The sequence below is a fragment of the Streptomyces luteosporeus genome (assembly GCF_039532865.1).
GTDB classification, from domain to species: Bacteria; Actinomycetota; Actinomycetes; order Streptomycetales; family Streptomycetaceae; genus Streptomyces; species Streptomyces luteosporeus.
Map to the genome: position 1 here is coordinate 1 of NZ_BAAASL010000066.1, position 448 is coordinate 448.

The following is a 448-nucleotide window of genomic DNA, read 5'->3' on the forward strand; positions in this document are numbered from 1 at the left end:
TGAAGACGTGAGGAAGTCACTTGGTCTGGACGATTAACTATTCCGATCGGGCGCCCAAATCGTTACGCAAGATGGACAAACAGAACGCACGACGGATTGTGGATTTTATGAGTTTACGCATTGCAGTTGCTGCCGATCCTCGCCAGTCAGGGAAGCCGCTCAAAGGTGAGCTGGGCGAGTTCTGGCGCTATCGGGTGGGAGATTATCGCGTTCTGTGTGAGATCCGAGATGACGAGCTTGTTATCCTTGCCGCCACGATTGGACATCGCCGCGAAGTTTACGACTGAAGCCCGCTATGCGGGCTTTTTTGATGCCGACAACAGGTATTATGGTAAATACTCGACTAACTACGTGTTCTACTGTTTGTCGGTTTTAGTTAACCAGCAGGTTGTCTTAACGATAATGTAGCCGTTATTTTTAACTAATAAGGTCATATTGTTAACGTCAG

At 48.0% G+C, this 448-nt stretch carries 1 protein-coding gene; it reads left to right on the plus strand.

Features of this window, described 5'->3' with window-relative positions; all coding sequences use genetic code 11:
- Positions 1-20: 20 nt before the first annotated feature.
- Positions 21-287, plus strand: a complete 267-nt coding sequence (locus ABD361_RS30430) for a type II toxin-antitoxin system RelE family toxin (RefSeq protein WP_344440208.1) — start codon at positions 21-23, stop codon at positions 285-287.
- The last annotated feature ends 161 nt before the right edge of the window (positions 288-448 follow it).